We start from the raw sequence: 26,630 nt of genomic DNA on the forward strand, positions 1-26,630 counted from the left end.
GATGAGAGGGGAGGGTCGGCGTCATGAGTGGAGAGCCGCAGGCCGACTGTTTGTTCTGCAAGATCGTCGCGGGGGAGATTCCGGCGACCATCGTGCGGGAGACGGATACGACCGTCGCGTTCCGGGACATCAATCCGCAGGCGCCGACGCATGTGCTGGTGATTCCGCGGGTGCACTACCGGGACGGGGCGGCGCTCGCCGCTGGGGATCCCGGGGCGGCGGCGGACGTGCTGCGCGAAGCGGGGGAAGTGGCGTCGCAGGAGAAGGTGGCCGAGTCGGGCTACCGGGTGATCTTCAATTCGGGGCCGGGCGCCGGGCAGACCGTGTTCCACGCGCACGCCCACGTACTCGGCGGCAAGGACCTCCAGCGACTGGTCGTCTGAGCGCCGTACGATCCGAGCCGTACCTGATCCGCGCCCCACGTCGTACGGAGCCCGCTCGTGCGTGAACTCGTCGTCCTCGGCACCGTCAGCCAGGTGCCGACCCGGCAGCGCAATCAGAACGGCTACGTGCTGCGCTGGGACAGCGAGGGCATCCTGTTCGACCCCGGCGAGGGCAGCCAGCGGCAGATGCTGCACGCCGGGGTCTCCGTGCACGACCTGACCCGGATCTGCGTCACGCACTTCCACGGCGACCACTCGCTGGGCCTGGCCGGGGTGATCCAGCGGATCAATCTGGACCGGGTGCCGCACCCGATCACCGCCCACTACCCGGCGAGCGGCCGCCCCTTCTTCGACCGGCTCCGGTACGCCACCGCCTACCACGAGACCGCCGACCTGCGGGAGGAGCCGGTCACCGGCGACGGACCGCTCGCCACCACCCCCGCCTTCACGCTGACCGCGGCCCGTCTCTCGCACCCGGTGGAGTCCTACGGCTACCGGCTGACCGAACCCGACGGCCGCCGCCTGCTCCCGGACCGGCTGGCCGCCCACGGCGTCAGCGGACCCGACATCGGCCGCCTCCAGCGCGAAGGCGCCCTGTACGGCGTGGCGTTGGCCGAGGTCAGCGAGCCGCGCCCCGGCCAGAGCTTCGCCTTCATCATGGACACCCGGCTCTGCCCGGCCGTACCCGTGCTCGCGGCCGGCTGCGACCTGCTGGTCATCGAGTCCACCTTCCTGGACGAGGACGCCCGACTGGCCGCCGACTACGGGCACTTGACGGCCGGTCAGGCGGCGGTGGTGGCCCGGGACGCGGGCGTGCGCCATCTCGTCCTGACGCACTTCTCCCAGCGCTACTCCGAGCAGCCCGAAGCCTTCGAGCGGCAGGCCCGCGCGGCCGGCTTCACCGGTGAACTCACCGTCGCCCAGGATCTGATGCGCGTGCCAGTGCCCAAACGCCGCTGACGCCTCCCCGGCCCGCCCTACGGCAGGTAGTACATCGGGTTCGGCAGCTTGAAGGACCTGTCGGCGTGACCGCCGGACAGATCGCTGTACTGGTCCCCGAAGTTGCCCACGATGTCGTAGCCGAGGGACTCGATGTGCGCCCGGGTGCCCGACTTGTACTCGATGGTCGTGCAGGTCGCGCCGCAGGGCAGGTACGCGGGCGGGGAGGCGGTGTTCTTCAGGTAGAGGTGGGTGGTGTCGGGGGTGGCCCGGTAGCCGACGGCGGTCAGATTGCGCGCGGTGTCGGCGCGCTGGGACTCGGCGCGGCCGGTGATCCAGAAGACCGTGATGCCGTGCGCGGACGCCCAGTTGGCGAGGGTGTCCATGCCGAAGACCGGCGGCATGTTCTTGGTGTCCAGATATGCCTGGTTGCTGGCCGGCGTGTAGTTGAAGCCGACCTCCAGCTCGTAGTTGTAGGTGAGCAGGCTGGTGTCGTCGACATCGAGGACGATCGCGGGCTTCGCGGCGTGCGTGCCGTGGGCGCCGTGCCCGGAATGCCGGTCGGTCGCGCGGGCCAGCGCCGACTCCGCCTTGGCCTCGATCCCGGCCACCTGCCGGGCGTAGTTGCCCGCCGGCGAGGCCTGATGCTCGCCCGAGGCGTCCACCGTGTCGCCGTAGTACGCCTTGATCTCGCTGACGACATCCGTGAGGTTGGGGATCTCCTTGTCGCTGCGCGGCGCGGAGTTGGCGGCGCTCGCGGCGCCGACGCCGTAGAAGGTGGCGCCGAGGGTGGCCGCGGCGGCGGTCACCGCGAGGGCGCGGCGGGCGGACAGACGGGCACGGGCACGGGGCATGGCGGTGCTCCTTCAAGCTCGTTGGTGCGGCGGAATCTAGACCCTGGCATCCGAGCAGGTCAAGGAGTGTCTACGCGCGTGGTGACCGGTCGGCGCGCGCGTCGCCGTTTCCCCTGTGTTAAGCCGCAGTTCAGAGTGTGTTCACTTATGAGACGCGGTCAGGATCCGGTCCGCGACCGCCGCGGAGTCCACCAGCGGGTGCAGCGCGAGCGCGCGCAGCGCGGCCGTGCGCGAGCCGGTGGCCGCCGCCTCGATCGCCGCGCGCTCCACCGACTTGAGCGTGAGCATCAGGCCCGCCTGGTGCTCGTCCGGCGGCGCCACCGGCAGTGGCCGGGCCCCGAACGCGCCCACCTCGCACGGCACTTCGACGACCGCGGCCGGGTCGAGGAAGGAAACCGCCCCGCCGCCCGGCACATTGAGAATCAGCACGGTCCGCTCGTCACGGGCGATCGCCCGCATCAGGGCCAGCGCGACCCGGTCGTAGCCACCGCCGTCCAGGTCGTGCGGGTCGCGTTCCCAGCCGCCGGTGGCCGCGCGGTTCTCGGCCATGTAGGTCTCCTCGCGCTCGCGCCGGGTGGCGTCCCACAGCGCGTACGCGTCGGCCGGCGCCGCGTCCGCCGCCGCGAAGAACGCGGACTGCTGGCGGTCGAGGAACGCGCCCCGGGTGGCCGGCGCCGAGCGGACCGCGTCGAGCGACTCGCGGCGGAAGTAGTAGTAGTGCAGATACTCGTTGGGCAGCGAGCCGAGCGCGGCCAGCCAGCGCGCGCCGAACAGCCGGCCCTCCTCGAAGCCGGCCAGCGCCACCGGGTCCGCGAGCAGGCCCGGCAGCAGCTCCCGGCCGTCGAGGGTGAGCCGGCGCAGCCAGCCGGCGTGGTTGAGGCCCACGTAGTCGTAGCCGAAGCCGGGCGCGTCCGGGTCGGCGCCGGCCGCGCGGGCCGCCCGGCGGACCAGGCCCACCGGGGAGTCGCAGATGCCGATCACCCGCGGGCCCAGCACCCGCGACATCGCCTCGGTGACCATGCCCGCCGGGTTGGTGAAGTTGATCACCCAGGCGCCGGGCGCCACCGCCTTGATCCGTTCGGCCACCGCGATCGCGACCGGCAGCGTCCGCAGCCCGTAGAGCACCCCGCCCGCGCCGACTGTCTCCTGCCCGAGCACGCCTTCGGCCAGCGGCAGCCGCTCGTCCCGCACCCGGCCGGCCGTACCGCCGACCCGGATCGCCGAGAAGACGAAGTCAGCGCCGCGCAGGGCGTCGTCCAGGTCGGAGGCGAGGCGTACGGCCGGGGCTTCGGGGGCGGCCGGCGGACCTCCGGCCGCCCCCGAAGGTCCCGTAAGCCCCGAAGCCCCGCCCCGCAGCGCGTCCAGCACCGCGCCCACCACCCGCAGCCGCCGCGCGTCCGTGTCGTACAGCACGACCTCGGTCACCGTCGGGTCGCCGAGCAGCGCGCGGTAGACCAGCGGGACGCGGAAGCCCCCGCCGCCCAGAATCGTCAGCCTCATCGGTGGGTCCGTCCTCAGGTCGTACGGGCCGGGCATACGCGCTGGTCGTACGCCGGGCGCTGGTGTGGGGCGCCGGGGTGGGGGCGGTGGGCCGTCGTACGTCGCGCGCCGTTGTCCTACGCGGCCGCCCTCTCATCGTGCACAGTGTGAAGCATGGACGACCAGCCCGTTCTCGACCCGCTCGGCGCACTGCGCACTCCCGGGGACCCGGCGGCCGACGTCTACCTGACCGGCACCGTGTTCCTCGACATCATCTTCACCGGCCTGGACAGCGCGCCGGTCCGCGGCACCGAGTCGTGGGCCCGCGGCATGGGCTCCAGCCCCGGCGGCATCGCCAACATGGCCACCGCGCTGGCCAGGCTCGGCCTGCGCACCACGCTCGCGGCGGCCTTCGGCGACGACATGTACGGCGACTACTGCTGGGACTGCCTGCACAGCGGCGAGGGCATCGACCTCACGCCGTCCCGCCGCATCCCCGGCTGGCACTCGCCGGTCACCGTGTCCATGGCCTACGAGGACGAGCGGACCATGGTCAGCCACGGGCACCAGGCGCCGCCGCCCGAGGAGGCGGTGCCGACCTGCCCGCCGCCCGCCCGGGCCGCGGTGGCCGCGCTCGGGCGGCGCGCGGGCGGGTCCGCCGAGCACGACTGGATCGCGGAGGCGGCCGCCTCCGGTACGCAGATCTTCGCCGACGTCGGCTGGGACGAGACCGGGCGCTGGGACCCCGCCGACCTCGACGGGCTGCGGCACTGCGCCGCGTTTCTGCCCAACGCGGAGGAGGCCATGCGGTACACCCGGGCGGCCACCCCCCGCGAAGCCGCCCGCAAGCTCGCCGAACACGTACCGCTCGCGGTCGTCACCCTCGGCTCGCAGGGCGCCTGCGCGGTGGACTCCTCGACCGGCGAGACCGCGGAGGTGCCGGCGCTGCTGGTCGAGGCGCTGGACCCGACCGGCGCGGGTGACGTCTTCGTGGCCGGCTTCGTCACCGGCACCCTGGCCGGCTGGCCGCTCCCCGACCGCCTCGCCTTCGCCTCCCTCTGCGCGGCCCTGTCCGTCCAGGAATTCGGCGGCTCCCTGTCCGCCCCCGGCTGGATCGAGATCGCCAGCTGGTGGCAGCAGGTCAAGGCCTACGCGGGCGACGCCGTCGGCAACCGCGAGGCCCTGTGCCGCTACGCCTTCCTCGAAGCCCTCCTCCCCACCGCCACCCGCCCCTGGCCCCTGCGCCGCGCGGTCCCCACCATCGGCTTCCGCCCGGCCTGAGCCGCGCCCCCTCCGGGGTGCGCCCGACCCGGCGGAAGGAGGAGCGAGCGCCCCGGCCCCCGGTGGCGAGCGTCCCCGCCCCCGGTCCGCTGCCGCCGGGCGTCAGGCACAAGGGCTAAACCCCTCGGCCCAGGCGGGGGCCACGTCGTAGGCTGGAACCCCGGAGGTTTCCGGGTTCGCCGATTAGCAGAAAGCGGGATGAGCAGGCCCTAGCGCCGGCCCATGACTCAGACACCGACCAAGCAGCAGCCGCAGCCGCCGAAGCAGGCGCGGGCCCACTTCGTCGTACCGGCTACGCACCCCATGGTGACCGTTCTGGGCTCGGGGGACGCCCTGCTCCGGGTGATCGAGCGGGAGTTTCCGACCGTGGACATCCATGTCCGCGGCAATGAGGTCAGCGTGGTCGGCGACGCCCCAGAGGTCGAGCTGGTCCAGCGGATCTTCGACGAGATGATGCTGGTGCTGCGCACCGGCCAGCCCCTGTCCGAGGACGCCGTGGAGCGCTCCATCGCCATGCTGCGCTCCGACGGCTCCGCGGGTCCCGAGACCCCGGCGCAGGTGCTCACCCAGAACATCCTGTCCAGCCGCGGCCGCACGATCCGGCCCAAGACGCTCAACCAGAAGCGGTACGTCGACGCGATCGACACCCACACCATCGTCTTCGGCATCGGCCCGGCCGGCACCGGCAAGACCTATCTGGCGATGGCCAAGGCGGTCCAGGCCCTGCAGTCCAAGCAGGTCAGCCGGATCATCCTGACCCGTCCGGCGGTCGAGGCCGGCGAGCGGCTCGGCTTCCTGCCCGGCACCCTGTACGAGAAGATCGACCCCTACCTGCGGCCGCTCTACGACGCGCTGCACGACATGCTCGACCCGGACTCGATCCCGCGCCTGATGGCGGCCGGCACCATAGAGGTCGCCCCGCTGGCGTACATGCGGGGCCGTACGCTCAACGACGCCTTCATCATCCTGGACGAGGCGCAGAACACCAGCGCCGAGCAGATGAAGATGTTCCTGACCCGGCTCGGCTTCGACTCCAAGATCGTCGTCACCGGCGACGTCACCCAGGTCGACCTGCCCAGCGGCACCAAGAGCGGACTGCGCCAGGTCCAGGACATCCTCACCGACGTCGAGGACGTGCACTTCTCCCGGCTCACCAGCGCCGACGTGGTCCGTCATAAGCTGGTCGGACGCATCGTGGACGCCTACGAGGCGTACGACAACGCCCAGGCCGAGGAAAACGCGGCCGGCAAGAGCGGCGCCGGGAACGGCGGCGGCTCCAGGCCCAAGAGAAAGTAACCGACCTCACCATCATGGCGATCGACGTCAACAACGAGTCCGGCTGGGAGATCGACGAGCGGGCGGTCCTCGACGCCGCCCGCTACGCCCTCCAGCGCATGCGCATCCACCCCCTCTCCGAACTGTCGGTGATCGCGGTGGACGCGGCCGCCATGGAGCAACTCCACCTGCAGTGGCTGGACCTGCCGGGGCCCACCGACGTCATGTCCTTCCCGATGGACGAACTGCGTCCCGGCAAGGAGGACGAGGAGCCCTCGCAGGGCCTGCTCGGCGACATCGTGCTGTGCCCCGAAGTCGCCAAGCAGCAGGGCGAGGAGGCGCCGACCAAGCACTCCATGGACGAGGAGCTCCAACTCCTCACCGTCCACGGCGTCCTGCACCTGCTCGGCTACGACCACGGGGAAGCGGACGAGAAGGCCGAGATGTTCGGCCTGCAGAAGTCGATCCTGGACGACTGGCGGGCCGAGCGCGGCGTCGAGGGCGAATCGCCCGCTCCGACCACCCACTGACGGCGACGGCACCCTCACATCATGATCGTCTCCGCCGTACTGCTGGTCATCGTCGCCTGGTTCGCCGCCTGCGCGGAGACCGGCCTGGCCCGGATCTCCCGCTTCCGGGCCGAGGACGCGCTGCGCTCCGGCCGCCGCGGCGCCGCCAACCTGCTCGCCGTCGCCTCCGACCCGACCCGCTATCTCAACGTGGCGCTGCTGGTCAGGGTGGCCTGCGAGACTGCCGCCGCCGTCCTGATCACCGTCGTCTGCGACCGGGGCTTCGACCGCACCTGGCAGGTGCTGCTGGTGGCGATCGGCGTGATGGTGCTGGTGTCGTACGTGGCGGTCGGCGTCTCACCGCGCACCATCGGCCGCCAGCACCCGCTCAACACCGCGACCGCAGCCTCGTACGTCCTGCTGCCGCTGGCCCGGGTGATGGGCCCGATCCCCGGGCTGCTGATCCTGCTCGGCAACGTCCTGACCCCCGGGAAGGGCTTCAAACGCGGCCCGTTCGCGAGTGAGGCGGAGCTGCGGGCGCTGGTGGACCTGGCCGAGTCGGAGTCGCTGATCGAGGACGACGAGCGCCGGATGGTGCACTCGGTCTTCGAGCTCGGCGACACCATCGTGCGCGAGGTGATGGTGCCGCGCACCGAACTGGTGATGATCGAGCGGTACAAGACGGTCCGCCAGGCGATGACGCTCGCGCTCAGAAGCGGTTTCTCGCGCATTCCGGTGACCGGGGAGAGCGAGGACGACGTGGTCGGCTTCGTCTACCTCAAGGATCTCGCCCGCCGGGTGCACATCAACCACGACGCCGAGAACGACCCCATCACCTCGCTGATCCGCCCGGCCGCGTTCGTGCCCGACACCAAGAACGCGGGGGATCTGCTGCGGGAGATGCAGCAGCAGCGCAACCATGTCGCGGTGGTGGTGGACGAGTACGGCGGCACCGCCGGGATCGTCACCATCGAGGACATCCTGGAGGAGATCGTCGGCGAGATCACCGACGAGTACGACCGCGAGACCCCGCCGGTGGAGGAACTCGGCGACGGCCGCTACCGGGTGACCGCCCGGCTCGACATCGGCGACCTCGGGGAGCTGTACGGGGCGCTGCTCGACGACGACGACGTCGAGACCGTCGGCGGTCTCCTCGCCAAGTCCCTCGGCCGGGTCCCGATCCCGGGCGCCACCACGGTCGTACCCCTGCCCGAGGACGCCTCGGGTGAACGCGACACGACCGCCCTCCGCCTGACCGCCGAAACCCAGGAGGGCCGCCGCAACCGCATCGGCACGGTCCTCGTAGAGCCCATCCTCGGCGACGACTGACCCCTCGCCGAGGACAGGGGCGCGGGGAACCGCGCGAGCGGCCACGACGGCGCCGCGGGTCGTCACCGGCCCCGAGCGGCCGTCGGGCCCGCAACCGGCCGCCGCCCGGGTCCTATGATCGCCGTCATGACCGAATCGCAGCCGCCGCAGGCCGTCCCCGCCCTCGACCCCGAAGACCGCAAGCTCATCACGCTGGCCCGGTCGGCCCGCGCCCGCAACGCCGTGGCCGAGGGGGCCGCCGTACGCGACGAGACCGGCCGTACGTATGTGGCCGGCTCGGTGTCGCTTCCGTCCCTCACGCTGAGCGCGCTGCGGACCGCCGTCGCGATGGCGGTGGCCAGCGGCGCGACGTCGCTGGAGGCGGCGGCGGTGGTCACCGCCGCCGAGCGGCCCGCCGACCAGGACCTGGCCGCCGTAAGGGACTTGGGCGGCCCGGACACCCCGGTGATCCTGGCCGGCCCGGACGCCGAGGTACGCACCACGGTGACCGCGGGTCCCTGACCCGCCGGCCGGCCTCCGGCCCGGACCGGGCTACAGCGCGTCGGGGCCGCGCTCGCCGGTCCTGACGCGCACCACCGCGTCCACCGGCACCGCCCACACCTTGCCGTCGCCGATCTTGCCGGTCCTGGCCGCCGAGACCACCGTCTCGATCACGGTGTCCGCGTCCGCGTCCTCGACCAGCACCTCGATCCTGGCCTTGGGCACCAGGTCCACCCGGTACTCGGCGCCGCGGTAGACCTCGGTGTGACCGCGCTGGCGCCCGTAGCCGCTCGCCTCGGTGACGGTCAGTCCCTGTACGCCCATCTCGTGCAGCGCCGTCTTCACGTCGTCCAGCTTGTGGGGTTTGATGACGGCGGTGACCAGCTTCATGCCAGTGGGCTCCTGTCCTGGGCGTGCGAGGTGCTGCGGGCGGCGCCCGTGAGTGCGGCTCCGCCCGACATGCCGTGCGTCAGTACGCCGTGATCGTAGGCGGTCTCGGCGTGCACGGTCAGATCGAGGCCGGTACGTTCCTCCTCCTCGGTCGCCCGGAAGCCCATCACGCGCTCGATGGCCCGCCCGATGCCGTAGGTGACGGAGAAGGCGTACGCCCCGACCGCCAGCACCGCGACCGCCTGCCGTCCCAACTGGCCGAGCCCGCCGCCGTAGAACAGGCCCTCGGGGCCGCCGGTCATGGTGGCGGTGGCGAACAGTCCGATCAGCAGGGTGCCGACGACGCCGCCCATCAGGTGCACGCCGACCACGTCCAGCGAATCGTCCACGCCCCAGCGGAACTTCCAGCTCACCGCGTACGAGCACAGCACGCCCGCCGCCAGCCCGACGACCACCGCGCCCGGCAGGTCGACACTGCCGCACGCCGGGGTGATCGCCACCAGGCCGGCGATCGAACCGGAGGCCGCGCCCAGCGTCGTCGCGTGGCCGTCCCGGCGCTTCTCCACCATCAGCCAGCCCAGCAGGCCCGCGCAGCCCGCCGCCTGGGTGTTGAGGAAGGCGGCGGCGGCCAGCCCGTCGGCCCCCAGCGCGGAGCCCGCGTTGAAGCCGAACCAGCCGAACCACAGCAGTCCGGCGCCGAGCAGCACCAGCGGGAGGTTGTGCGGCCGCATCGAGTCCCGGCGGAAGCCGAGGCGCGGTCCCAGCACCACGGCCAGCGCCAGCCCGGAGGCGCCCGAGCACACCTCGACCACCGTGCCGCCCGCGAAGTCCAGCGCGTGCAGCCGCCCGGTGATCCAGCCGCCGGCGCCGAACACCCAGTGCGCCACCGGGACGTATACGGCCAGCGTCCACACCAGCACGAAGGCCACCCACGCCCCGAAGCGGGCCCGGTCGGCGACCGCGCCGCTGATCAGGGCGGCGGTGATGATCGCGAAGGTGAGCTGGAAGGTGGCGAAGAGCAGCGTCGGTACGTGTCCGGTGACCGCGGTCGGCCCGATGCCGTGCATGCCGAGGTGGTCGACGTTCCCGATCAGGCCGAGGCCGCCCGCGTCCGGACCGAAGGCCAGGGTGTAGCCGGCGGTCAGCCAGACGACCGTGACCAGCGCGATCGACACGAAGCTCATCATCAGCATGTTGAGCACGCTCTTGCTGCGGACCATACCGCCGTAGAAGAGCGCGAGCCCCGGGGTCATCAGCAGCACGAGCGCGGTCGCGGCGAGCAGCCACGCGGTGTCGCCGGTGTCGATGGTGGCGGCGGCATGGACGGCGTGGACCGCCCCGGCGGCCCGGCCCGCTTCGATGGCCGGCGGTCCGGCGGACAGGAGCGGCACGAGGTGGGTCCCTTCGGTCGGTCGGCGGCTGTTCATGAGCGTCGGGCGTACGCGTTACGGGACGTGGGCGTACGTGTTTCGGCCGTGTTTCATGTTGCGCGAGTGTTACCGAACGCTCACAGGGTGTACGGCGGGGCGGCGGGAGCGGGGGAGCCGGGCCGGCGCGATGGGCGGGGCGGTGGGCGGCCGGCCGGCCCGGCTGGCCGCTCCGGCGTCCGCGCGGCCGTCGCGCATCGGGGAGAATGGGGGGCATGAGCGCTCGTACCCCTGCTGCCGACACCCCCGATACCGCTGCCGAGGTCCCCCACCGGTCCGGCTTCGCCTGCTTCGTCGGCCGTCCCAACGCCGGCAAGTCCACCCTCACGAACGCTCTCGTCGGCCAGAAGGTGGCGATCACCTCCAGCCGGCCGCAGACCACCCGGCACAGCGTGCGCGGCATCGTGCACCGGCCGGACGCCCAGCTGATCCTGGTCGACACCCCTGGGCTGCACAAACCCCGCACCCTGCTCGGCGAGCGTCTGAACGACGTGGTGCGCACCACCTGGGCCGAGGTCGACGTGATCGGCTTCTGCCTGCCCGCCGATCAGAAGCTCGGCCCCGGCGACACGTACATCGCCCGCGAGCTGGCCGGGATCAAGAAGACGCCGAAGGTGGCGATCGTCACCAAGACCGACCTCGTCGACTCCCAGCAGCTCGCCGCCCAGCTGATCGCGGTCGACCGGATCGGCCGGGAACTGGGCCTGGAATGGGCCCAGATCGTGCCGGTCTCGGCGGTCGGCGGCGACCAGGTCAGCCTGCTGGCCGACCTGCTGATCCCGCTGCTGCCGCAGGGCCCGCTGCTCTACCCCGAGGGCGACCTCACCGACGAGCCCGAGCAGGTGATGGTGGCCGAGCTGATCCGCGAGGCCGCGCTGGAAGGCGTACGCGACGAACTCCCGCACTCCATCGCGGTGGTGGTCGAGGAGATGATCCCCCGCGAGGGCCGCCCCGCCGATCGCCCCCTGCTCGACATCCACGCCAACCTCTACATCGAGCGCCCCAGCCAGAAGGGCATCATCATCGGCCCCAAGGGCGCCCGCCTGAAGGAGGTCGGCACGAAGTCCCGGCACCAGATCGAGGCGCTGCTCGGCACGCCGGTGTTCCTGGACCTGCATGTGAAGGTGGCGAAGGACTGGCAGCGGGATCCCAAGCAGTTGCGGAAGCTGGGGTTCTGACCGGCGGGCCGGTCCTGCCGCGCGCTTGACGAGTGTTCATACGCGGGTCGCCGTAAGGACAGGGCGGGGTCTCCCGGAATCTGTTGCCCCCTACATCAATGGGCGGCATGATTCCTTATCTGAAGGCCCGCTGGAGAGCCGTCGCGGCCATCGCCGCGATGGCGACAGCTCTCGGCCTCGCGGGAGCCGACGTCATGGGCGGGGCCGCCGCCTCGGCCAGCACCGGGCAGCGGTACACCGCCGACTGCCCGGCCGCCGACCAGGTCACCCCGGCCCTGAACGCCAATCTGATCGAGAACCCCGGCGCCGAGGACTACACCGCGGTCACCGCGCTCGGTGTGAGCGGCGACGACCCGCAGTACGTCCCCGGCTGCTGGGACGCGTCCTCCCCGATGAACGCCCCGGGCGCTGTCCTGGAGTCGGCCGCCGCCTCGGGGGTTCCCGGTCAGACCGGCAGCCGCGCCTTCTACGGCGGCTACGACTACGACTCCCCGCAGATCTCGATCGTGGGCGTCACCACCACCGCCACCCAGATGATCGACGTCAGCTCGCTGGACGCCGGCGGCAAGTCCTTCACCCTGACCGGCGCCATCGGCGGCTACACCACCCAGGCCGACTACGCGACCGTCACCGCCGCGTTCGAGGACGCCCAGGGCGCCACCATCGGCTCCGCGGCCCTCGCCCCGGTCAACGCCGCCCAGCGCGGCAGCGTCACCGCCCTCGTCCCGGAGGCGGCTGTCGGCACCGTCCCGGCCGGCACCGAGAAGATCCTGGTCACGGTCGCCTCGACCGGCGTCAGCTCCGGCTACGGCATCGACGGCCGCGCCGACAACCTGAACCTGACGATCGCCGCCGGCGGAACCGGCCAGAGCTACTCGGCGCCCTGCCCGGCCGCCGACCAGGTCACCCCGGCGCTGAACACCAACCTGATCGCCAACCCGGGCGCCGAGGACTACACCGCGGCCACCGCGCTCGGCGCGCCCGCGGGCGACGACCAGACCGTCGCCGACTGCTGGACCAGCGGCTCCCCGCTGGCCGCACCCGACGGCACGCAGGAATCGCGTACGTCGGCCTACCCCGGTGCGATCGGCAGCCGCGTCTTCTACGGCGGCACCAACCCCAGCACCGTCCAGGTGGCCGGCGTCGTCACCACCGGCACCCAGCTCATCGACGTCAGCTCGCTGAAGGCCGACAGCCAGCCGTTCAAGCTGACCGGTGAGGTGGGCGGCTACTCGACGCAGAGCGACTTCGCCCAGGTCGTCGCCACCTTCGAGGACGCCAGCGGCGCGAGCCTGGGCGCGGCCGGCATCGGCCCGGCCACCACGGCCCAGCGCGGCAACACCTCCGAACTGCTCCCGGACGGCACCTACGGCACGATCCCGGCGGGCACGAAGAAGATCCTCGTCACGATCATCACGGCGGCCGTCAGCAGCGGCGCCAACAGCGACGGCACCGCCGACGACCTGAACCTGACGATCGGCCAGAAGTCGGCCGGCCAGAGCTACACCGCCGCCTGCCCGGCCGCCGACCAGGTCACCCCGGCGCTGAACGCCAATCTGATCGCCAACCCGGGCGCCGAGGACTACACCGCGGCAACCGCGCTCGGCGCCCCGCTCGACGACGACCAGACCGTCGCGGACTGCTGGACCAGCGCCTCCCCGCTGAACCCGCCGGACGGCACGCAGGAGTCGCGCGCGTCGACCTACCCCGGGGTGACCGGCAGCCGGGACTTCTACGGCGGCACCAACCCCAGCACCGTCTCGATCCCGGGCATCACCACCACGGGCACGCAGACCATCGACGCCGGCTCGCTCGACGCCGGCGGCCAGCCCTTCGAGCTCTCCGGGGACCTCGGCGGCTACGCGACCCAGAGCGACTACGCGACCGTCACCGCGAGGTTCCAGGACGCTCAGGGCACCGCCCTCGGCTCCGGGGTCATCGGCCCGGTCACCCCCGCCCAGCGCGGCAGCGTCTCCAGCCTCATCCACCAGGCCTGGTACGGCACGGTGCCGGCCGGTACGCGGAAGATCGTCATCACGCTCGCCACGGTCGGCGTCAGCAGCGGCGCCAACAGCGACGGAGCGGCCGACAACCTCGACCTGACGATCGGGTCGGCGGCGGTGCCGGCCGGGCCGATCCTGCAGACGATGCCGTATTCGTCGGTGGGCGACGTCACGGGCACCCATGTGGACCCGGGCAGCGGGGCCGTCGTGCCCAACGCCGTGCCCGGCGCGCTGTACCGTCCGGCCGGCGTGTCCGTCGCCGTCGCCGGCGGGTCCGCGCACGCGCCGAACACCGTCTTCAGCATGCGGACGGAGCTGAAGAGCGTCGACACCGGTTCCGTCTACGTGTCGAACACCGGTGACAACGTCGTGGCGAAGCTGGAGAACGGCGAGACCTCGATCGTGGCCGGCTCCCTGGAGGGCTACGGTGAGAAAGGCGACCACGGCAAGGCCGACGCGGCGACGATGTACCAGCCCGCCGGCACCGCGGTCGACGCCGACGGCGACCTCTTCATCGCGGACAGCGGCGACAACGTGGTCCGCGAGGTCACCCCGAACGGCGTGATCCAGCGGTTCGCGGGCAGCGGCGTCGCCGGCGGCAGGCAGTCCTCGAAGGCCCTGGCCTTCCAGCTCGACCGGCCCACGGCGCTGGCCGTCGACCCGGCCGGGAACGTCTTCATCGCCGACACCCAGAACAACCGGGTGGTCGAGGTGTCCGCCAGGGGCGCCGTCGTCAAGGTGATCGGCGCCGGCAGGCCCGGCTACGCCGGCGACGGGAAGCCGGCCTCGCGGGCGCTGCTGAACCAGCCGACCGGACTGGCGCTGGACGTGAAGGGCGATCTGTACATCGCGGACTCGGCCAACAACGTGATCCGCCGGGTGGACGCGCGGACCGGGACCATCACCACCGTGGCCGGCGACTACGCCGCCGACCAGGCCCACGACGGCCTCGGCGGCTTCTCCGGCGACGGCGGCCCGGCCACCTCGGCGCGGCTCAACGACCCGCAGGGGGTCGCCCTGGACAGCGCAGGAGACCTCTTCGTCGCCGACACCTACAACAACGCGATCCGCCAGATCACCCCGGCCGGGATCATCACCACCGTGGTGAACTCCTCGGCCGCGGCGGGCGGGGAGAGCAGCGGCGCGGCGCCGTCCGCCTCGAAGCTCAACACCCCGATCGCGATCGCCGTCGACCCGTCCACCCACCTCCTGTACATCGCCGACACGCGCAACAGCGCTGTCGCGCAGGTGCTCGGTGTCGCCCGGTCCGGCGACGCGGCGGGCCCGTCGGCCCCCACCAAGTCCTGACCCGGCCACGAGACGAAGAAGAGAGACGATGAGCGACACCGCTTCGACCCGCTCGGGTCTGTCCCGCCGCCGGTTCGTCAGCAGCGCGGCCGCGCTGGCCGGCGCCGCCGGCCTGGCCGGCCTGCTGCCGGAGAACCTCGCCCGGGCCGCCACTGCAGGCCCCGCCAAGGGCGGCCTCTCCCAGATCAAGCACGTCGTGTACGTGATGATGGAGAACCGGTCCTTCGACCACTATTTCGGCACCTTCCCCGGCGCCCGCGGCTTCAGCGACCGGACGGCCGTCAAGCTGCCGAACGGCAACTCGGTCTTCCAGCAGCCCGACCCGGCCAACCCCGACGGCTACCTCGAACCGTTCCACATGTCCACCATCAGCACCGGCGCCGCCGCGGTCCCGTCGCTGTCCCACGACTGGCGCGACCAGCACGCCTCCTGGAACCAGGGCGCGATGGACGGCTGGCTGTCCACCCACCTCGCCTCGGACGGCGAGGTCAACGGCAGCTACACGATGGGCTACTACACCCGGGAGGACATCCCCTTCCACTGGGCGCTCGCCGAGTCCTTCACCCTGCTGGACAACTACCACTGCTCGGTCCTGGGCCCGACGGACCCGAACCGGCTGGTGTGGATGTCCGGCACCAACGACCCGCAGGGCAAGCACGGCGGGCCGGTGCTGGAGACCGTGACGCCGAACCCGCTGTCCTACCCGTCGGCGGCGGAGATCCTGTACGACGCCGGCTACAGCGTCAAGACGTACTTCTCCGGCGCGACCAGCGGCTTCAACGTCTTCGCCTGGTTCGCGAACTTCCAGGACCGGACGACGCTGCCGCCCGCCCTGTACAACTCGGTGATGAGCGGCGGCACGCTGTTCGGCGACGGCACGCCCGGCCGGGTCGGCAACCCGGTCAGCCCCACCCCGGCGGCCGACCCGGCGTTTGGATTCGAGGAGGACTGCGCCAACGGCGTCCTCCCCGATGTCTCCTGGCTCTACATGCCGAGCGAGGCCGACGAGCACCCGCCGAACCTCCCGGCGGCCGGCGCGCAGTACCTCGCGTCCAAGCTGGAGGCGCTCGCCTCCAACGAGGAGCTGTGGAACTCGACCGTGTTCGTGCTCAACTACGACGAGAACGACGGGTTCTTCGACCACGTCCCGCCGCCCGTTCCGGACCCCCGCAAGTACCCGGAGGAGTTCGTGCAGGTGGCCTCGCCGAAGGCCACCCCGGGCGGCGGCCTGCCGGTCGGCGCCGGGTTCCGGGTGCCGTGCATCATCGTGTCCCCGTGGACAGTGGGCGGCCGGATCTTCTCCGAGGTCTCCGACCACACCTCGGGACTGCGCTTCATCGAGGCGCTCACCGCCGCCGGCGGCCTGTCCGGCCACGGACCGGTCAACTTCTCGCCGATCAGCACCTGGCGGCGCCGGACCTTCGGCGACTTCACCGGAGCCCTGCGCCTGCACGACAGCAAGCCGGCCCCGGCCAACCCCCAGTTCGAGGCCAGCACCGCGGCGGCCAACCTGGCCGCCCAGACCTCGGCCGCGGCGCAGCCCATGCCGTCCCGCCCCGGCGCGACGCAGAGCGTGCCGAAGCAGGAGCGCGACCACGGGCACGGCCACCACGGCTGACCCTGCGGGTGGCTGCCACCTGAGCGCGCCCCTCACCCGGGGAGCGCGTGTTGTCGCGGGGCCGTCCGCCACCGGCGGGCGGCCCCGCGGCGCTGCCGTCCTTCGGCGCTGTGGCCCTGCGGCGTTGTCGATGGGTCCGGGCGCTCAGGCCCGCGGGGGTGTGTGTTTGGCCGGGGCCGGATAGGGGCCCGGACCCTTCAGGACTCGGTGGATCGGGGCCGTCTCGGTGCGGCGGATGCCCGGGAGGGCGGCCACCGGGCCGGTGAGGTAGCGGTAAAGGGCGCCGGGGCCGTAGCAGTTGACCGCCGCGTAGATGTTCGCCGTGCCGGTGGTGGCGCAGGCGAAGGCGACTTCCCGGTGCTCGGCGAGCGCCGCGCCCACCTCGGCGAGCCGGGCCGGCTCCACCTCCAGCCACAGGGCGGACCGGAGGTCCTTGCGCAGCGAGCCCTCTTCGAAGTCCAGGTCGTAGTACAACGCGCCGGACGACCGCAGTTCCGACAACCGGCGCCGCACCGTCGTCTGCGACCAGCCCACCGCCGCGGCCAGTTCCGCCGCGGGAGTGCGGCCGTCGGCCGCCAGCAGTTCCAGCAGCCGCTGGTCCCCGGCCCCCAGCGGGAAGGGGTCGGTCGCCTCCGCCACCCGGTCCTGCGGCGCGTCCTGCGGGGTCAGCGCCTCGATCTCCTCGGGGCGCAGCGGGCCGAGCCGGCTCACCGGGCTCAGATCCTGCCCGAAGAAGACATGCAGCATCGCGTGCGCGGTCACCTGCACCACCCGCGGGGTCCGCGGCAGCTTCTGCAGCAGCAGTGCCTCGTCCTGACCGGGGGCGGCGGCCTGCGCCAGGCAGAAGATCTCGGTGCCGCCGGAGATCAGGCTCACCCACCGGGTGTCGGCCCGCCGCGCCAGTGCCTCACCCACCGACGCGGCCGCGTCCGGCGCGCACCGCACCCGCACGAACCACGGCGTCAGCCCGACCCGCAGCGGATCGACCAGGCCGAGCACCCGCAGCGCCCCCCGCGACCGCAGCCGTCCGAAACGGCGCGCCACCGTCTGGTCGGAGACGCCCAGCACCGCGCCGATCCGGCTGAACGCGGCCCGGCCGTCGATCTGCAGGGCCTGCACGACGCGCTGATCGAGCGCGTCGAGTCCGTCCAGCGGACTCCACGCCTTGTCGGTCTCCCTGCCGGTTTCCCTGTCGGACCCCGTCTCGGATCCCATGTCGGATTCCATCCGCTCAGGCTAGATGATGTCGGATTCCGCCGTGCGGGCCGCCACGGCTGCGAGGTCACCCGGGCGGTGCCGGATGGTGGAGTCGCCAGCCCCGGACGCACAGCCCACCGGACGCTCAGCGCCGATGTCCCCTGGAGCGCCTCACCCGTACCCGGCAGGCGCCTCGTCCCACGTGCCCGAACGGAGTTCCCACCCATGCGTAAATGGCTGCCCCTCGTGGCGATATGCCTGGGCGCCTTCATCCTGCTGGTCGACGTCACCATCGTGAACGTCGCCCTGCCGCGGATGGCGGACGACCTCAACGCGTCCTTCGCCTCCCTGCAATGGGTGATCGACGTCTACGCCCTCGCGCTCGCCGCGCTGCTCATGGTCACCGGTTCGCTCGCCGACCTCTTCGGCCACCGGCGGCTGTACGCGGCCGGGCTCGTCGTCTTCGCGCTCGCCTCGCTGGCCTGCGCGCTGTCGCCCGACGCGGCGGTGCTGATCACCGCGCGGGCGGTGCAGGGCGCGGGCGGCGCCGCGATGTTCGCCACCTCGGCGGCGCTGGTGTCCGCGACCTATCAGGGCCGGGACCGCGGCGTCGCCTTCGGCGTGTGGGGCGCGGTCAACGGCGCCGCCGCCGCGGCCGGTCCGATCGTCGGCGGGGTGCTCACCGAAGGGTTCGGCTGGCAGGCGATCTTCCTGGTGAACCTGCCGATCGCGGTGGTCGCGGTGGCGCTCACCCTGCGGGTGCTGCCGGCCCGGCAGGGCGGCGGCGGTCGCGGCGGTGCCCGGTTGGACCTGCCCGGCGCCGCCACCTTCACGCTGGCCGCGGCGGCGCTGACCTACGCGCTGATCCGCGGCGGTGAACACGGCTGGGGCGACGGGCTGACGATCGCCGCGTTCGTGGTCGCGGCGCTGTCGGCGGCCGGTTTCGTGGCCGTCGAGGCCCGCAGCGCCAACCCCATGCTGGACCTCGCGCTGCTGCGGCGGCCGTCCTTCGCGGGCCTGCTGACCGGCGCGCTGCTCTACCAGATGGCGGCCTTCAGCGGACTGGTCTTCGTCTCCCTGTGGCTCCAGAACGTCCTCGGACTCAGCCCGGTCGGCGGCGGCCTGGCGCTGATGCCGATGGCCGGCACGGCTTTCGTGGTCGCGGCGGTCGTCGGGCGCCACATGCACCGCTTCCCGCCCCGGGTGCCGATCGGCGCCGGCCTGCTGCTCATCTCGCTCGGCTCGCTCCTGCTGTGGGCGACCGTCCACCCCGGCTCCGGCCAGGCCTCCCTCTTCGCCGGCCTCGCGGTCATCGGCGTCGGCGTGGGCCTCAGCACCCCGGTGCTGGTCTCCGCCGCGATCGACTCCGTCCCGCCCGCCCGGGCCGGCATGGCCGGCGGCGCCGTCAACACCTTCCGCCAACTCGGCATGACCCTCGGCATCGCCCTCTTCGGCGCGGTCTTCACCGCCCGCCTGCGCACCCTCACCTCCTCCGGCGCCCCCCTCCACACGGCCTACGCGGCCGGCATCGACCGCATCTCGATCCTCGCGGCGGCAGCGGCCCTGCTGGGCGCCATCCTCATCCTGACCCTCCTCCGGCGCCGACCGGCCTCTGAGGTGTCCGCGGGTGAGGCCGGAGCCCCTTCGGCCTCCGCTTCGGCGGAGGAGCCGGTCACCCGCTGACCCTGCTGGGGTCGCAGCACGGTGAAGCCCCCTGGCCCGAGCCCGTGCGGGGCAGGGCCAGGGGGCGGACCGGATGCCACCCGGGTCAGCGACCGCCGTCAGCTGTCGCGTATGCCGGGGCCGCCGGAAGCAGGCTGCGCAGCTTCTCCCGCGTCTCCGCGTCCGTGGAGTAGATGACGGTGCCGATCATTCCGCGGGTCAGCAGCACCTTGTAGGTGTTGCGGATCAGGCGCTCGACGTGGGAGGCGGCGACGGACTTCTTGATGAGCGCCGGGTCCTTGGAAGCGGTCCGGTCGATGACCCAATGGTCGTCGCGCCACACCAGATCCGGGCCGAGGATCACGCCGCTCCAGTCGTACTCGAAGCCCTGGGCCGTATAGATGCACCCGACCTGGCCGAAGCCTGCCGGGTCGGTCGCCCACATTGCCGACGGTGGGGCGCCCATCACGGAGCGTTCACCCTTCAGGTTCCAGGGCCGGGCCCAGTCGCCGATCTGCACGTCCGTGGGCAGCGGCTCACCGGGCTGGGCGTCCGACCAGCGCCAGCAGAAGCCGGCCGACATGCGTGCGCCGTAGCCGTCCTCCTGCTTCTTGGCCAGGAAGGCCTCCAACTCCTGGGGAGAGTCAACCACTTCGAGGCACATCAGTTTGTCCGGCACCCACTCCACCGGACCTCCGACCGCCAGCCCCAGCAGCCGTTCGACCCAGTGCACGTAGGCGTCACTGCCGCCGCAGCGGAACTGGCCGTCGAGCTCAACCACTTGGCAGGCCAGCCCCTTGGCCGCAGCCGCGTCCCGGATCTCATCGACCGTTCCCATCTCTCCCGGGCGTACGACCTGGTGCTGGTCCAGCAGGAAGACCGGCACTCGGGCTGCGTCGATCAGTTCGTCCACCTGCGCTCTGCCAGTACGGTTGGCGGCCGGGGTGTAACGGTTGGCCGAGGTCTCGCGCATGCGGTGAGCCTCGTCGCAGATCAGCACGTCGAGGTCGTTGGGTTCAGCGGTCATGAAGCTGTTGAAGTACTTGAAGAGATCCTGGACCTCACGCTTCCGAGCTCCCGCCACCTTCCGCATGGTCGTGGTGAAGGACTGGGATCCAGTGGCGTGCAGAGCGGAGCGCCCCTGGCGGTAGAGCTCGCCGAGCAGGGACAGCGCGATGACGCTCTTCCCGCTGCCCGGCCCGCCGGTCACGACGATGACTTCCTTGCTGTTCCCCCGCCGGGAGTCGCGGACGGATTTCAGCACCAGCTCATAGGCGAGCTGCTGTTCGGCGAGAAGCTGGAACTGCTCCCGTTCACGGACTTCCTTCGCGGCGACCGCGATGAGCTGAGTGGACGGCTTGATGCGGCCCGCCTGGAACTCATCGGCCGCGCGGGCCCCGGGCTTCGGGGCGAGGCGCTCCTGCAGGTAGGCGATGAACTTCCCACGCTCGTCCCCGGTGAAGAAGCGGCCTAGCGGGCTCTGCCCGGCGGCGTCCAGCGCACCGGCACCGAACTGTGTCGCGTTGTGCAGATACGCCACGCCGCCGATCCGGTGCTCGTAACCGTCCAGGGCCCCGTTGAACCGCGCGAAATAATCGCAGTATCCGCGCACCTGCTCGATCGGGTTGAGTTTCGCACCGCCCGGCATCGCCGGTACCCGGCAGAGATTCGGAGCCTCTTCGTCCGGATACGCCTCGGCCCACTGCTTGAGCTCGACAATCACATAGGACGGCTCACCCGTCTCGGGGTGGACTCCGGCGATGACCGCGTCGGCGCGCTTGCTGCTGAGCGGCAGGGTGTATTCGAGCATCACCTCGACGTCGTCAAGACCCGCCTCGATCAGCGCCGACATCAAGGCCGGGATGGAGTGCTGCCAGGAACGTACTTCGCCGCGGTTGGGCTGATGGCCGTGTACAAAGCTGAAGCGGTCCTGGAGGTGGAAGTCGAGCGCCCCGGAGTGCATTTCGGCGGCCATCGAAGCGGCGGATTTACGGATCAACAAGGACGGCCCCCAGGCAGCGCTGAACAGCGGGAGCGGGTGGGGGCGTGTCCTTCGCATCCTGCGGGGGCGGCGCCCATCAGGAGCGGAAGCCCGGCGGGCCGCGCGGATATCGGTATCAACTCTAACTCTGCCCTTCGTTGAGTTCTTCGCCTTTTGGGGCGGGGCGGCCACTGTCACCAGGCGCGCCCCGCCCGGGTCAGGGCGGCTACTGTCTCCGCCGCCACCACGGGCGATGGAGGCGGCGCGACATGGCGGTCAGCTCGTGAATGATCTTCGAGCGGTCCACGGATCGGCTGTCATGGAGGGCTGCAGCCGCGATCCTGCCGAGCGTGACGCAGATGATCGCGCGGCAGATCGCCTCGATGGTCCCGGCGGCGCACACCGAGAGGACAAGAAGTGGAGCGGAGAGCACAGCGAACCCTTCGGACGGCTGCACCGCGCACGAGGTGGTGAAACGTTTCCCCATACGCCGGCCACAACGGTCGGGTGAGGAGGGGATCAGGCAGAAAAGGGGCTGACGCGGGGTGAGCGCGTCGTGGCGTGGCCCCTTGTGCCGGGCTGCTGCGCGCGGGACGACGGTCGGAAGAGGCGGATTGGTCGCGCCGGATGACCGCTGGAAAGACAAGAAGGCACGGATGCACTCCGAGGGTAGGCGGGGGGCTTGTCCAGGGTGTTCCCGGAAGCCCGGCGATGCCGAGATCGCGGAAAGCCTACGCACCCAACTGCGGTAGGACAAGTGGGATTTGCTGCGGATAGGGATAATGGTCGCGGCTATTGACCCGGTTCCCTACGTCCGGTCCCCTCCCCGCGATAGGGTCGTCGCTGTACGTGGGGGGCGCGCCGCAAGGCGATGGACAGCGCGGAGGTCGGCTGTGACGGCAGTAGGAGGGCGGCCGGCACCCAAGCCCGGGCCGCCGCGCAGGCCGCAGGACCAGTGGAACCAGGAACGCCCCTCCCCGTACCCCTGGGAGCAGGACGCTCTCGACCACGTGCGCGGCCTGATGCCGACAGCAGAGCCGTACCGGGCCTGGGCGACCTTCTCCTTCACCGCGCAGTCCGGGCGGATCAACGAGTGCGATCTGCTCATCGCGGTGCCCGCCGGGCTCTACCTCGTCGAGATCAAAAGCCATCCCGGGCGGCTGGAGAACCGCGGTTCGACCTGGAACTTCCACGGCCCCGACCGGACGCGGACCATCACCAACCCGCTGCACTTCAACGACGCCAAGTCCAAGGACCTCAAGTCCCAACTCCAATGGGCCGCACGGCAGATCGGCATCCGCCACCCGCTGCCGCGGATCGAACCCGCTGTCTTTCTCTCCGCGCCGGGGCTCGTCAGCCACCTCGACGCGGTCCAGCAGCTGCGGGTCTTCGGCCGTGATGACGGAGCCAGCGGGCTGCCCCGGATCTGGCAGGACTTCCTGGGCCTGCCGCCCGAGCGGCCCGACCGACGCATCACCCCGGACTTCTCCCAGCGCGAACTGCCCCAACTGCTCAAGACGATCGGCATCCAGCAGACGACCGCCCACCTGAAGTTCGGCGACGCCTGGCGTATGCAGCCGCACCCGCTCGACATCGGGCAGTCCTGGGAGGACCGGCTGGCCAAGCGCGTCGACGGACTGGCCCACGAGGAAGGCCGGGTACGCATCTACCTGGTGGGCCAGCAGCCCACCGAGATGGCCAAGAAGGCGACCACCCGAGCCGCCCGGCGCGAGTACCAGGTACTGCAGGGCATCAACCACCGCGGTATCGCGGCCGCCGTGGAGATCCGCGACCACCTCGCGGGACCGGCGATCCTCTTCCGGCACCGCGAGACCGACCTCCGCCTCGACCAGTATCTCGCCACGCACGGCGGACGTCTGACCCCCGAGATGCGTCTGGACCTGGTACGCCAACTGGCCGAGGCCGTGCGGTACGCGCACAACCGCTCGCTGTTCCACCGCGCCCTGGCCGCCCGTTCGGTGTACGTCTCCAGCCGCCCCGACGGCTCCCGGCCCGAACTGCGCATCACCGACTGGCAGACCGCGGCCCGCGACTTCGACACCAACGCGACCCTGCTGCGCTCGCTCGGCAATGAGGCGATCGACGGCGCCCTGATCGAGGACTCCGCCCAGGTCTATCTCGCGCCCGAGTACGAGCAGCCGTACGCCGATCCCATCGACCTCGACGTCTTCGGCCTCGGAGCGGTCTCCTACCTGATCCTCACCGGCGAGCCGCCGGCCGCCCAGCGCAGCGCCCTGCGCGAACGGCTCGGCACCGACGCGGGACTGCGCCTGATCGCGGTCGCGGACGGCGTGTCCGAGGAACTCGACCGGCTGATCTTCCAGGCCACCCGGTCGGAACCCGACGACCGTCTCGGCACCGTCGACCGCTTCATCGACCTCCTGGACGAGGCCGAGGAGGAGAACGCCGCCCCCGAGCCGGCCGCCGTCCCCGTGCTGGACCCCCTCACCGCGCTGCCCGGCCAGTCGCTGGACAGTGAATGGGTCGTCCGCAGGGTGCTCGGCACGGGAGCCACCGCCCGAGCACTGCTGGTCGAGCGGCTCGTGGAGGACGAGGACGGCGATACATCCATCCAGGAGCGGGTCTTCAAGGTCGCCCTCGACCAGGAGAAGGCGGAGAGACTCCGCGCCGAGGCCCGGGCCCTGGAGCAGGTCGGTGGCGGCACCGTCATCCAGCTCAAGGACGGCCCGTGCGAACTGGGCGGTCGCACCCTCCTGATGCTGGAATTCGCCGGCGAACGGACCTTGGGCGCCCGGCTGCGGGGCGAGGGAAAGCTCAGCTACCACGAGCTGGAGCGCTACGGCAGCGACCTCTTCACCGCACTGGACCAGCTCGCCGCCAAGGGCGTGCGGCACCGCGACATCAAGCCGGACAATCTCGGTCTCTACCGCCGGGAGGACCGCACCTGGCAGCTGATGCTGTTCGACTTCTCCCTCGCGGACGCGTCCGACCGTGACGTCACAGCGGGCACCCGGGGCTATCTCGACCCCTTCCTCGGTTCGGTACGCCGCGCCCACTACGACGACCACGCCGAGCGCTACGCCGCCGCCGTCACGCTCCATGAGATGGCGTCCGGCGAGAAGCCGCTGTGGGGCGACGGGCAGACCGATCCGGTGGCCAGCGAGCGGGCCGAACTCTCCATCGCCACCGAGCTGTTCGACTCGGCCCTCCGCGACGGCCTGGCGGCCTTCTTCCACCGGGCCCTGCACCGCGACACCGAGCACCGCTTCGACACCCTGCGGCAGATGCGGGACGCCTGGTACGAGGTCTTCCGTACCGCGGACGCCGGGCTGCCCGTCACCACGCCCGAGACCGTGGACGCGGTCGCCGACTCGCTGGACGCGGTACGGGAAGCCGCCGCGGCGGCAGCGACCGCCACCACACCACTGGATGCGGCAGGCCTCAGCCCGCGCGCCGTCTCGGTCGCGAACGGTCTGGGCGCCACGACCATCGCCGATCTGCTGGACATCCAGCCGTACATCATCACCAAGGCGCGCGGTGCCGGTGCGCTCGTGCGCAAGGAACTGAACCGACGGCGCAAGCAGTGGGCGGCCACCCTCCGCCAGACCGCGGCGCCCGCCGCGCCGGCCGAGGAGACAGCGGTACAGGGTGCCGAGTCCGGCCGGGGGGCGGCGGTGGCGGTCAAACCGTTGTCCATCGACGAGATGGCCGGGCGGCTGACCCCCGCCGCAGGGCGCAAGGGCTCCCACCGCTCCGACGTGGTCCGGTTGACACTCGGTCTGCCACCGGAGGACGGCGGGCTGCCGCCCCTCGGACCGTGGCCGGTGCAGAAGCATGTCGCCGAGCGCATCGGCATCAATCAGCCGCCGGTCTCCCGGCACCACCGGCTCGCCATCGCCGAATGGCACGCGATGGACTGGCTCGGCGGGGTGCGTACGACCCTGGTCGAGATCCTGGAGGCCAACGGCCGGGTGATGACCGCCCGCGAACTCGCCGTGGAGCTGCGGATACGGCACGGCGCCGACCACGACAGCGAGCAGCGGATCCTCGCCAAGGCACTGGCCGTCGTCCGCGCCGCGGTCGAGGCCGAGACCTGGGGAGCCGAGGAGGGTCCCGGCGACGAACCTCGCCTGGCCTGGCACCGGCGGGACGAAACGGTCCTCGTCGCCGCCGAGTCCCTGCCCGGCACGGACGATCCGAGCACCACCGAACTGGCCAACTACGCGGCAGCTTTGGGGAAAGAGGCCGAACGCCTCGCGCACGAGGAGCAGTTGCCGGGTCGGGCGGCCATCGTCCGCGAGCTGCGGGCCGTGGTGGCACCGGAGGGGCTCGCGCCTCTGGCCGACACCCGCCTCGTGGGCCTGGCGGCCGCCGTGGCGCCGACCGCCGAGGCCAGCCCGCGTCTTGAGCTGTACCCGCGTGACCTCCCACTGGACCGTGCCCTGCGTGTCTCCCAGGCCGCCACCGGAGTCAGCCGTAAGAACGGCGTCACCCCGCAAGAGCTCAACAGCCGCCTCCGTGCCCGCTTCCCGGACCTCGCACTGCTCCAGCCCGGAGCCGAGCCCACCTACGTCGAGCAGGAAGAGGCACTGCGCGAGGCCCGGTTCGCCCTCGAATACGACCATGGGGAGGGGAAGTTCTTCCCTCCGGCGGTGGAAGCTCCCGCCGCTTCCTGGACGTCGATGGCCCCGACCAGTCTCCTCGGTGCCCCGGCCGGACCCGGTTCCCCCACCGAGGACCCGCACGCCATGCTGCGCACCAAGCTCGACGCCGCCGTCCGGCGCGGCGGCTTCCTCGCCCTGACGGTGCACGGCATCCGACTGCCCGGCGTCGCCGAGTCGGTCGCCACCGCTTATCCGGTCGAGCGGGTCGATCTGGGCGCCACGTTTCTCACCGCCTTCCGCGCGTTGGCCCGTGAGCGGAACCAGCCGTGGGAGAAGGTGCTCGGCATCGACGCGCGCTTCACCGCCACCGGGCAGATCTCCCCAGGTCTGGCCACCTACGCGCGGGCGGTGTGGGAGCGGGTCGAGGCCGAACTGCTGGATCGCGCCGCCGCGCCCCGCACGGTGCTCTTCCTGCACGACGCCGGCCTGCTCGCCCGCTACTGGGACGAGGGCGGACGCGATCTCCTGGTACGCCTCCAGGCCGCGGCCCGTCGCCCGGCCCAGGATCCGCATGGCCTCTGGCTGCTGACCCCGGTCGAGACCCGCAGCCAGGTGCCGAATCTGGACGGGCGGACGGTGGAGTGCATCGGCGGGGACGGCGAACGGCTGCACCTGGACAGCAAGTTCGTGGACGTGCTGGGCTCGGCGGCCTGAAGTCGTCCCGCGGCCCCGGAGGGCGTGCCGAATCCCG

19 protein-coding genes are annotated in these 26,630 nt (G+C 71.9%); 12 read left to right on the plus strand and 7 right to left on the minus strand.

Annotation, left to right across the window (positions count from 1 at the left end):
• Positions 1 to 23: 23 nt before the first annotated feature.
• On the plus strand, positions 24 to 383 hold the full coding sequence (locus tag ACFO3J_RS29200) for a histidine triad nucleotide-binding protein (RefSeq protein WP_386435581.1): 360 nt from the start codon (positions 24 to 26) through the stop codon (positions 381 to 383).
• Between the two features lie 57 nt (positions 384 to 440).
• A complete protein-coding gene (locus ACFO3J_RS29205) occupies positions 441 to 1,343 on the plus strand; it encodes a ribonuclease Z (protein ID WP_386435584.1) in 903 nt (300 codons plus the stop codon).
• 17 nt (positions 1,344 to 1,360) lie between these two features.
• Here ACFO3J_RS29205 and ACFO3J_RS29210 read toward each other — a convergent pair whose 3' ends face one another.
• On the minus strand, positions 1,361 to 2,176 hold the full coding sequence (locus ACFO3J_RS29210; RefSeq protein ID WP_386435587.1) for an HAD family acid phosphatase: 816 nt from the start codon (positions 2,174 to 2,176) through the stop codon (positions 1,361 to 1,363).
• A 141-nt stretch (positions 2,177 to 2,317) separates the two neighbouring features.
• A complete protein-coding gene (locus tag ACFO3J_RS29215) occupies positions 2,318 to 3,676 on the minus strand; it encodes a family 4 glycosyl hydrolase (RefSeq protein WP_386435590.1) in 1,359 nt (452 codons plus the stop codon).
• A 153-nt stretch (positions 3,677 to 3,829) separates the two neighbouring features.
• On the opposite strand from ACFO3J_RS29215, the gene ACFO3J_RS29220 reads away from it, so the two are divergent.
• The 5 genes from ACFO3J_RS29220 to ACFO3J_RS29240 all read left to right on the plus strand — a co-directional run bounded on the left by ACFO3J_RS29220 (position 3,830) and on the right by ACFO3J_RS29240 (position 8,550).
• Positions 3,830 to 4,936: a carbohydrate kinase family protein gene (locus tag ACFO3J_RS29220; RefSeq protein ID WP_386435592.1), complete on the plus strand. Its 1,107-nt coding sequence runs from the start codon at positions 3,830 to 3,832 to the stop codon at positions 4,934 to 4,936.
• A 222-nt stretch (positions 4,937 to 5,158) separates the two neighbouring features.
• A complete protein-coding gene (locus tag ACFO3J_RS29225; RefSeq protein ID WP_386435595.1) occupies positions 5,159 to 6,232 on the plus strand; it encodes a PhoH family protein in 1,074 nt (357 codons plus the stop codon).
• A gap of 14 nt (positions 6,233 to 6,246) precedes the next feature.
• Positions 6,247 to 6,741, plus strand: coding sequence for an rRNA maturation RNase YbeY (gene ybeY, locus ACFO3J_RS29230; protein ID WP_386435598.1), 495 nt, complete (start codon positions 6,247 to 6,249; stop codon positions 6,739 to 6,741).
• A gap of 21 nt (positions 6,742 to 6,762) precedes the next feature.
• Positions 6,763 to 8,049 carry a hemolysin family protein gene (locus tag ACFO3J_RS29235; protein WP_386435601.1) on the plus strand — a complete coding sequence of 429 codons (1,287 nt, stop codon included), beginning with the start codon at positions 6,763 to 6,765 and terminating at the stop codon, positions 8,047 to 8,049.
• 114 nt (positions 8,050 to 8,163) lie between these two features.
• Positions 8,164 to 8,550, plus strand: coding sequence for a cytidine deaminase (locus ACFO3J_RS29240; protein WP_386435604.1), 387 nt, complete (start codon positions 8,164 to 8,166; stop codon positions 8,548 to 8,550).
• 30 nt (positions 8,551 to 8,580) lie between these two features.
• On the opposite strand, the gene ACFO3J_RS29245 is transcribed toward ACFO3J_RS29240, so the two are convergent.
• The gene (locus tag ACFO3J_RS29245) at positions 8,581 to 8,919 is read right to left on the minus strand and encodes a P-II family nitrogen regulator (protein ID WP_386435607.1); all 339 of its coding nucleotides are present in this window, start codon (positions 8,917 to 8,919) and stop codon (positions 8,581 to 8,583) included.
• A complete protein-coding gene (locus tag ACFO3J_RS29250) occupies positions 8,916 to 10,310 on the minus strand; it encodes an ammonium transporter (protein WP_386435610.1) in 1,395 nt (464 codons plus the stop codon). Before ACFO3J_RS29250 ends, ACFO3J_RS29245 begins: the two co-directional genes overlap by 4 nt.
• 242 nt (positions 10,311 to 10,552) lie before the next feature.
• Here ACFO3J_RS29250 and era point away from each other — a divergent pair, with 242 nt between their 5' ends.
• The 3 genes from era (at position 10,553) to ACFO3J_RS29265 (ending at position 16,453) form a co-directional block, all read left to right on the plus strand.
• Positions 10,553 to 11,524 carry a GTPase Era gene (gene era, locus ACFO3J_RS29255; RefSeq protein WP_386435612.1) on the plus strand — a complete coding sequence of 324 codons (972 nt, stop codon included), beginning with the start codon at positions 10,553 to 10,555 and terminating at the stop codon, positions 11,522 to 11,524.
• A gap of 107 nt (positions 11,525 to 11,631) precedes the next feature.
• Positions 11,632 to 14,835: an NHL domain-containing protein gene (locus ACFO3J_RS29260; RefSeq protein ID WP_386435615.1), complete on the plus strand. Its 3,204-nt coding sequence runs from the start codon at positions 11,632 to 11,634 to the stop codon at positions 14,833 to 14,835.
• A 28-nt stretch (positions 14,836 to 14,863) separates the two neighbouring features.
• Positions 14,864 to 16,453: a phospholipase C gene (locus tag ACFO3J_RS29265; protein WP_386435618.1), complete on the plus strand. Its 1,590-nt coding sequence runs from the start codon at positions 14,864 to 14,866 to the stop codon at positions 16,451 to 16,453.
• A gap of 144 nt (positions 16,454 to 16,597) precedes the next feature.
• Here ACFO3J_RS29265 and ACFO3J_RS29270 read toward each other — a convergent pair whose 3' ends face one another.
• Complete coding sequence (locus ACFO3J_RS29270; RefSeq protein ID WP_386435621.1) at positions 16,598 to 17,668, minus strand: Lrp/AsnC family transcriptional regulator; 1,071 nt, start codon at positions 17,666 to 17,668, stop codon at positions 16,598 to 16,600.
• Positions 17,669 to 17,875: 207 nt separating this feature from the next.
• Between ACFO3J_RS29270 and ACFO3J_RS29275 the strand changes: the two genes are divergently transcribed.
• Positions 17,876 to 19,333 carry an MFS transporter gene (locus ACFO3J_RS29275; RefSeq protein ID WP_386435624.1) on the plus strand — a complete coding sequence of 486 codons (1,458 nt, stop codon included), beginning with the start codon at positions 17,876 to 17,878 and terminating at the stop codon, positions 19,331 to 19,333.
• A gap of 85 nt (positions 19,334 to 19,418) precedes the next feature.
• Here the strand turns inward: ACFO3J_RS29275 and ACFO3J_RS29280 are convergent, their stop codons facing one another.
• The gene (locus ACFO3J_RS29280) at positions 19,419 to 21,287 is read right to left on the minus strand and encodes a DNA/RNA helicase domain-containing protein (protein ID WP_386435627.1); all 1,869 of its coding nucleotides are present in this window, start codon (positions 21,285 to 21,287) and stop codon (positions 19,419 to 19,421) included.
• Positions 21,288 to 21,519: 232 nt separating this feature from the next.
• Positions 21,520 to 21,780, minus strand: a complete 261-nt coding sequence (locus tag ACFO3J_RS29285) for a hypothetical protein (RefSeq protein ID WP_386435630.1) — start codon at positions 21,778 to 21,780, stop codon at positions 21,520 to 21,522.
• Positions 21,781 to 22,186: 406 nt separating this feature from the next.
• Between ACFO3J_RS29285 and pglW the strand changes: the two genes are divergently transcribed.
• Positions 22,187 to 26,593 (plus strand): BREX system serine/threonine kinase PglW, encoded by a 4,407-nt coding sequence (pglW, locus tag ACFO3J_RS29290; protein WP_386435633.1) that lies wholly within the window; start codon positions 22,187 to 22,189, stop codon positions 26,591 to 26,593.
• Positions 26,594 to 26,630 lie beyond the last annotated feature (37 nt).

This window comes from Streptomyces polygonati (genome assembly GCF_042650325.1).
In the GTDB taxonomy this organism is placed as follows: domain Bacteria; phylum Actinomycetota; class Actinomycetes; order Streptomycetales; family Streptomycetaceae; genus Actinacidiphila; species Actinacidiphila polygonati.